The following is a 7,475-nucleotide window of genomic DNA, read 5'->3' as shown; positions in this document are numbered from 1 at the left end:
CAAATACCCATGCTTTAGACTGCCCCCATGACGCTCTACACCGAGGTTTCTGCCTTTACCACCGTGCCGGGACAGGGCAACCGGGCGGGGGTGGTGCTGGAGGCGGGCGGGCTGTCGCGCAGGCAGATGCAGCAGCTCGCTGCGTTTCTGGACGCTCCCGAAACCGTGTTCGTCACGCGGCTGGGCGACGGGCTGGCGCGGGTGCGCTACTTCACGCCCACTCAGGAGGTGGATTTCTGCGGTCACGCCACCGTCGCGCTCGGGCGGGTGCTGGCCCAGGAAGGCCACTGGCGCGGCGAGGCCCTCGAACTCGAAACGCTGGCGGGGCGCGTGCCGCTGCGAATCGTGCTGGGCCAGGACGACGGGTGTCAGGTCTGGATGCAGCAGCACCCCTTTCAGAGCCGCGAAGTTGCCGTCAGCCGCCGCCGTGACCTCGCCGAAGCCCTGGGCCTGAGTGACCGCATGCTGCACCGGGGGCTGCCCCTGGCCGCCGCCAGCACCGGGCTGTGGAGCGTGTTCGTGCCGCTGCTCGACAGCTTTTTGTTGGAGGGGCTGGAACCCGACCTGCCGCGCATTGCCGAACTCAGCGAACAGCTCGGCGTGGTCAGCGTGTACGCCTATGCCCCGATGGGCGTGAGCCGCTTTGCCGCCCGCGACTTTGCGCCGCTGGTGGGCATCCCCGAAGACCCCGTGACCGGAAGTGCGGCGGGGGCGCTGCTGGCCCTGCTCGCCAGCGAAGGCCGCCTGCCCGTGCGCGGGGGGCGGGCCAGCGGCGTCATCCATCAGGGGCACGCGCTGGGCACGCCCGGTGAGGTCGAGGTGGACTTGGAAGTGAACGGTTCAAAGGTCATGGCGGTGCACGTCGGCGGTTACGCGGTGGTCGAGCGTGAAGGCAGCTGGAACGGCTGAGCTTCCGGGCGGGTAAGGCCCTCTACACTGGGTGACATGCTCGGGATGATTTGTGTAGATGTGGACGGCACGCTGATTGGCAGCGACAACCAGGTGCGCGACGACGTGTGGGCCGCCCTGGAAGACGCGCGGGCGCGGGGCGTGCGACTGGTGCTGTGCAGTGGTCGGCCCGCTTTCGGCAACGCCCTGGCTTATGCCCAGCGGCTCGACCTGGGCGGCTGGCACGTCTTTCAGAACGGGGCCAGCATCATCAACGTGCAGCCAGGAGCAGGCGCACCGGGCCAGAGCCTCTCCAGTCCTTTTCCGGCGGACATCCTTCCCGACCTACTGGCCCGCGCCCGCCAGACCGGGAGGCTGCTGGAGGTCTACACCGACACCGAATACGGCTTTACCCTGCCCGGTGAGTACGCCGAGGTTCATGCCCGGCTGCTGGGGGTGCCGTATGTCGTCCGCGCGCCCGAAGACCTGAGCGGCACCGTCGTGCGGGTGCAGTGGGTCGTGCCGCTCAGCCAGGAGGCCGAGATTCTGGCCGAGCCACACGAGGGCCTGGACCTGCACCCGTCGAGCAGCCCCGCCATGCCGGGCGTCAGCTTCATCAGCGCGACGACGGCGGGCACCAGCAAGGGCAGTGCCGTGCAGCGCATCGCGCAGGAGTACGGCCTGACGCTCGACCGCGTGATGATGGTCGGGGACGCCGAAAACGACGTGACGGCGCTGCGGGTGGTCGGGCACCCGGTGGCGATGGGCAACGCCGACCAGCACGCCCGTGCCGCTGCCCGCTATCAGGTCGCCCGCGTTGAAGAAGGCGGCCTGGCCGAAGCCGTGGCCCTGGCCCTGACCCTCTAAAGGACGCTGCCATGCTCGAAACCCTGGAACATTTCGTGCGGCTCGGGGCCATGAACGTGGCGCGACTGGCTGAACTTTCGGCCGTGCTGATTATCGCGGTGGCGGTGCTAGAAGGTCTGTGGCGCTCGGCCCGCATCTTTGCCCGGCGTGACCGTGCCCCCGACGAAATCAAAGAAAGCCTGCGCCTGCAACTGGGGCGCTGGCTCGCCATCTCGCTCGAATTTCTGCTGGCCGCCGACATTCTCCTGACCGCCATCGCCCCCACCTGGGACGACATCGGCAAGCTGGGGGCCATCGCCTTTTTGCGAACGGCCCTGAACTTCTTCCTGCAAAAGGAAATCGAAGCCCACGAGCGCCAGCACGGGCGCACCACCCACCCCGAACACGGGTGACGCCGGGTTTCCTCAGCATCCCCTAGGATTCAGCAGGCTTTTCCAGGGAGTCGCGGCGGTGTGCCTGAGCATCCTGACGACCTCTGCCGTCTCCTGGGCACCCAGCGGGTAGTTGTTCAGGAGACGAAGAACCCGGCCCTGGTCGTCGAAATACGCCCGCAGCTCCACCTCGGGACGCACTTTGGCGACCACGGGCTGACCGTTTTTGAGGACGGGCTGGTTGACGCCATTTTTGTCCGGGACGATTTTGTAGTCGTAACGGGTTTGCTGGTAGAGGGCAAAATCCAGCCGTCCCGCCGCATCGAACCAGAACGAGCTGAAAAACTCCGAGCCTGCGCTGACGGAATCACCGTACACCTTTTCGTCCAGCCGCCGGATGGTCCCCCGGGAGTCGAGCCAGCGGGTATAGACCCTATAGAAGTCGCCGCACCCTGCGACCTCCCCAGACTGCTTTTTGTACTTCTGCGCCCCAATGCTGGCGTTGACCGCCGCGTAATTGGCCCGAATCTGGACGATGGTGGGAGGATCGGCGGCCCGCGCTGTCACAGCCAACGCGCCACCCAGCGCCAGAACATACCTGAGACTGGACATTCTTCAGTCTAAACAACCAACGGTCAATGGGCATTCGCCTCTGATGCGGGCAATTCGGGCCGCAGGCGCAGGCTGAACACGAAGGCTGTCCCCACCAGACCCAACGCCAGGAAATAGGCGCGGCGCAGGCCCTCGGCCAGTTCCAGCCCGCCGACGCCGATGGCATGAGCACCAATAAGCAGCGCCATCAGCGCCGTGCCCAGTGCCCCACCCATCTGCCGGGCAAACATGACCCCACTGGTCACCGCGCCGAGTTCTCCCCTGGGAGCCGACTGCTGCGCCGCCAGCAACAGACTCAGCATAGAAAAGCCCATGCCCATGCCTACAGCAAAGCCCAGCGCACTGGTGACCCACAGCGGAGAATGGACGGTGAAGGTCAGCGCCAAGAACATCAGCGTCAGCAGCGCGAATCCGGTCTGGGAGAGCCGGGCCAGCGGAATGACCTTCACCAGTCGGGCCGAGAGAATACTGGTCAACGTCCAGCCGACCAGCATGGGCGTCAGAATGGCCCCAGCCGCCGTGGCCCCCTGGCCCGTCACCCCCTGGGCGTAGAGCGGCAAGTAGGCGATAACACCGAAATAAGCCGCGCCGCCTAGGAAATTGCCGATAAAAGCGGTGGCGGGGGTCAGGTCGCGCAGCGCCTTCATCGGCAGCAGCGGTGCGGGGTGACGCGATTCGAGGGCCACCGCGCCCGCCAGCGTGAGGAGGCCCAGCCCCACCAGCGGCCAGCGCTGCATCTCCAGCCCCCAGATGGTCAGCGCACTGCCCACGCTGAACAAGGCCGCGCCCGCCCAGTCGAGTTGCGCGGGTCGCCGTTCGCCCGTTTCCCACAGAAAGCGCGACACCAGCCACACCGCCAGCAGGCCAAAAGGGAGGGAAACATAAAAAGTCCAGCGCCAGGACAACGTTTCGGTCAGCCAGCCGCCCAGCAGCGGCCCCGCCAGTCCCGAGATGCCCCAAACGCCGCTGATAAAGGCCTGCACCCGGCTGCGTTCTTCCAGCGAATACAGTTCGCCCACGATGGTCAGCGACAGCGTAAGCAGCGCTCCGGCCCCCAGCCCTTGCAGCGCCCGCGCTCCAATGAGCCAGCCCATGTTCTGGGCCGCGCCACACAGCGCCGAGCCGAGCAGGAACATGACCGCGCCGACCAGATAAAGCCGCTTGCGCCCCACCAGGTCGGAGGCCCGCCCCCACAGCGGACTGCCGACGGTGGCGGTCAGCAGGTACATGGCGAAGGGAAGCGCATAGAGGTGCTGGCCGTGCAGGTCGGCAATCACGCTGGGCATGGCGGTCGCCACCACGCTCGATTCGAGGGCGTTGAGAAAGACCCCCACGATGAGGCCCAGGGTCGCCAGTTGCCGCGCCCGGGGCGAGGGGGAAAGGGGGGCAGTGGTCATACAGGCCCCAGCCTACGCCCACCGTACGCCGTCAGCGCGGGGGGAGGTCCAGTCGGCGTCGAGGCCAGGGCGAGGCGTTCGCTCGCTCAGTTCGATGCCATCGCGTCCATCATGACGCGGCGCGCACCCATGAACCGGGGCGACCAGTAGCTGTCGGAACGGAACTTGTCCACCACGACCTTGCCGTAGTAGCTGTTGGCGTTGATGAAGCTGTCGTTGCCGAGGTAGATGCCGACGTGCGTGACCTCGCCGCCGCCCGCCGTGTCGAAAAACAGCAGGTCGCCGGGGCGCAGGTCGGCCTCGTCCACTGGCAGACCGGCGCGGGCCTGATCCACACTGCGGCGGGGCAGGCGCACGCCTAGCGGACTCATGACCTGCAACACGAAGCCGCTGCAATCGGTGCCCTTGCGGGTGGTGCCTCCCAGAACGTAGGGAGTACCGAGCAGGGACATGGCGCTGCTGTACCAGCTGCTCGAAGTGACCTGGGGCGGGGCCGAAAAGGTCTGGGGCTGCAAGGCCGAGCGCGTCAGGGGCGCGGAAGCCGCAGCGACAGGGGCAGGCGCCGCCGCAGCCACCGACTCCGCACCGACGGGCAGTTTGACCAGCTGACCGACTTCCAGCTTGACGCTGCGGGGCATGGTGTTGGCGGCGAGGATGGCGTCTACGGGCACACCGTACTGCCGCGACAGGCCGTAGACCGTATCGCCGGGCTGCACCGTGTGGGTGGGGGGGCGCAAATAAAGAACCTGACCTACGGCGAGGTCAGGCGAGGTCATGTTGTTGTACGAAAGCAGGAGGTCAACAGACAGGCCGTTGTGGCGGGCGATGGAATAGGCGGTGTCGCCGCGCTGCACGGTGACGCTGACCACGGAGGACGCGGCAGGCTGCACCGTCTGGGCTTTCACCTCCGCACTCAGGACGAGGGTAGTCAGGAGCGAGGTGAGCAGGAAAAAGCGGGAACGGGCAGCAGGTCGTGTCATCAGGCTGTCTCTCTCATGGGAAAACGCTCGCCGTGAATCAGGCCACAAGCTGGACGAGGCAGAAGGCTCAAGGGACTTTAACGAATATTTATGCTGTCTAAACTAACACGAAAGGTTTCGAGATGACCAGTCTTTTTTGAGAGGTTTCTCATACGGATTCCCCCGTTTTTTCTGGTTTTTGAGACTGAAAAATGCACGTTTTCACTTTTTCTTCTTACTGCTGACAAATGAACGACTCATCTTCTGTTTTAGGCAAAGCGTGTGTATTTTTACGGCCCGTTGGTCTGTAAAGCCGCCTTCCGCTCGCCGGCATGAAACGGCGCACGCGCCTATGCTGGGCAGGTGCTGGCTTCCTTTCACTCCTGGCGTTCCCGCACCTTCGGGGCGCTGCGTTATCCCGAATATCGGCGCTACTGGTTTTCTCAACTTCTCTCCCTGACTGGGTCGTGGATGCAGACCACCGCGCAGCAGTACCTCGTCCTCGAGCTGTCGGGCAACAGCAGCGCGGCGCTGGCCCAGGTCACGGTAGCGCAGTTTTTGCCGAGCCTGCTGCTCTCGCTTTTTGCCGGGGCAGTGGTGGACCGGGTGCCCCGGCGCCGCGTGCTGCTGACCACCCAAATCACGCTGATGCTGACAGCGGTGGTGCTCGCCGTCACCACCCACCAGGGCAGCGTGACCGTGCCGCTGGTCATGGTGCTGGCCTTCGTCGCCGGAACCGCCAACGCCTTCGACATGCCCGCCCGGCAGACGATGGTGGTGGACTTCGTGCCGCGTGAGCAGGTGTCCAACGCGGTGGCCCTCAACAGCCTGTCGTTCAACGTCAGCCGCACCATAGGGCAGGCGGTGTTCGGCGTGGTGGCGGCGCTGGGCGTGTCGGTGCTGGCGCACGGGCAGGCGGACAGTATTTCGCGGTTGGCGCTGCCGTTTTATCTGAACGTGGCGTCGTTCGTGGTGGTGCTGTTCGTCATTGCCACGCTGCCGTTTCCCCCGGTGCAGCCGCACGGCAAAAGCAGCATGGTGGAAGACGTGCGCGAGGGCCTGCGCTACGTGCGAACCCATCCCGGTGTCCGCAACGTGATGCTGCTGGTCGGAGCGCTCAGCCTCAGCGTCATCAACTTCAACGTCATCATTCCCTACTACGCCCGCGTGGTGTTCGAGGCCAAGGAAGCGGCGTTCGGCCTGCTGTCGGCGGCTTTCGGGGTGGGGGCGATGGTCGGGGCGCTGTGGCAGGCCAGCAAGCCCAACCCGCTGCGGAACCTGCGGCTGGGCGCGAGTATCTTGCTGGTCGGTGCCGTGCTGCTCAGCCTGACGCCTCAGGTCGCTCTGGCGGCCCCGGTGCTGGCGCTGTGCGGATTCGGGATGCTCTCGCTGCTCATCAGCGCCAACTCGACGGTGCAGCTCAGCATTCCCGACAGCCTGCGCGGGCGGGTCATGAGCCTGTATTCCTTCGTGCTGGTCGGCATGGGGCCTCCTGGCGCAGCGCTGTCGAGTGCGCTGATCAGCCGGGAGGGGCCGCTCGGCCCGCGTCTGGGGCTGGTGGCACTGGCGGTGCTGGGTGCCCTGGCCCTGGCCCTGCTGTGGACGAGGCTACCGCGTGAGCTTCCCACGCAGGCCGAGGTTCAGTCGGGAGCCTGATACCCTGCGGCTTATGCCCGTCATTGCCGCCGACAAACCCCTTCACCTGACCTCGCACGATGTCGTCCACCGGGCGCGGCGCACGCTGGGCACGCGGCGGGTCGGGCACACCGGCACCCTCGACCCGCTGGCGACGGGGGTGGTCGTGCTGTGCGTGGACGACTCGACCAAACTGGTGCAGTTCATGGAAGCCGACAGCAAGGACTATCTGGCCTGGGTGTCGCTGGGGGCAGGGACGCCGACACTGGATGCGGAAGGGCCAATTGACGCCGTGGCAGAGAGCGGATGGCGGATGGCCGATAGCACCGCGATTCAGGAAGTCTTGCGCGGTTTCCTGGGGCCACAAAAGCAGATTCCGCCGCAGTACAGCGCCATTCAGGTGGGCGGGCAACGGGCCTACGCGGTGGCGCGGGCGGGGGGCAGCCTCGACCTTCCGGCCCGTGAAGTGGAGATTCATGCCCTTGACCTACTGGGCGTCTATGACCGTGTGCAGGACGCGCCGCGCACCTTCGACCCTGCCGACTGGACGCCCGCTGAAAACGGAATGACGTTTACCCTGCCCGAACCCCTGGGCGAATTTCCGACCCTGCTGCTGCGCGCCAGTGTGGGCAGCGGCACCTATCTGCGCTCACTGGCCCGTGATATCGGCGCGGCGCTGGGGGTTCCGGCGCATCTGAGTGGGCTGGTTCGCACCCGCGCCGGACGCTATGGCCTACGCGACGCCG

At 66.1% G+C, this 7,475-nt stretch carries 8 protein-coding genes; 5 read left to right on the top strand and 3 right to left on the bottom strand.

Annotation, left to right across the window (positions count from 1 at the left end; translation table 11 throughout):
• Positions 1 to 27: 27 nt before the first annotated feature.
• Genes Q4C89_RS05665 through Q4C89_RS05655 form a run of 3 tightly spaced genes read left to right on the top strand, consistent with a single transcriptional unit; the run spans position 28 to position 2,147 of the window.
• Complete coding sequence (locus Q4C89_RS05665) at positions 28 to 909, top strand: PhzF family phenazine biosynthesis isomerase (RefSeq protein ID WP_303101632.1); 882 nt, start codon at positions 28 to 30, stop codon at positions 907 to 909.
• Between the two features lie 36 nt (positions 910 to 945).
• Positions 946 to 1,755 (top strand): Cof-type HAD-IIB family hydrolase, encoded by an 810-nt coding sequence (locus Q4C89_RS05660; RefSeq protein ID WP_303101631.1) that lies wholly within the window; start codon positions 946 to 948, stop codon positions 1,753 to 1,755.
• An 11-nt stretch (positions 1,756 to 1,766) separates the two neighbouring features.
• A complete protein-coding gene (locus Q4C89_RS05655; RefSeq protein ID WP_303101630.1) occupies positions 1,767 to 2,147 on the top strand; it encodes a DUF1622 domain-containing protein in 381 nt (126 codons plus the stop codon).
• A 12-nt stretch (positions 2,148 to 2,159) separates the two neighbouring features.
• On the opposite strand, the gene Q4C89_RS05650 is transcribed toward Q4C89_RS05655, so the two are convergent.
• The 3 genes from Q4C89_RS05650 to Q4C89_RS05640 form a co-directional block, all read right to left on the bottom strand.
• On the bottom strand, positions 2,160 to 2,738 hold the full coding sequence (locus Q4C89_RS05650; RefSeq protein ID WP_303101629.1) for a hypothetical protein: 579 nt from the start codon (positions 2,736 to 2,738) through the stop codon (positions 2,160 to 2,162).
• Between the two features lie 23 nt (positions 2,739 to 2,761).
• Entirely contained in the window at positions 2,762 to 4,135 is a 1,374-nt protein-coding gene (locus Q4C89_RS05645) for an MDR family MFS transporter (protein WP_303101628.1), read from the bottom strand.
• Between the two features lie 86 nt (positions 4,136 to 4,221).
• Entirely contained in the window at positions 4,222 to 5,115 is an 894-nt protein-coding gene (locus Q4C89_RS05640; RefSeq protein WP_303101627.1) for a C40 family peptidase, read from the bottom strand.
• A 342-nt stretch (positions 5,116 to 5,457) separates the two neighbouring features.
• Here Q4C89_RS05640 and Q4C89_RS05635 point away from each other — a divergent pair, with 342 nt between their 5' ends.
• Positions 5,458 to 6,750, top strand: a complete 1,293-nt coding sequence (locus Q4C89_RS05635) for an MFS transporter (RefSeq protein ID WP_303101626.1) — start codon at positions 5,458 to 5,460, stop codon at positions 6,748 to 6,750.
• Between the two features lie 13 nt (positions 6,751 to 6,763).
• The coding region (gene truB, locus Q4C89_RS05630) for a tRNA pseudouridine(55) synthase TruB (RefSeq protein ID WP_303101625.1) at positions 6,764 to 7,475 on the top strand (712 nt) is incomplete at its 3' end.

This window comes from Deinococcus sp., from assembly GCF_030523985.1.
Taxonomy (GTDB): domain Bacteria; phylum Deinococcota; class Deinococci; order Deinococcales; family Deinococcaceae; genus Deinococcus.
The sequence above is the reverse complement of the archived record's forward strand: the minus strand, read 5'-3'. Positions and strand labels throughout refer to the sequence as shown.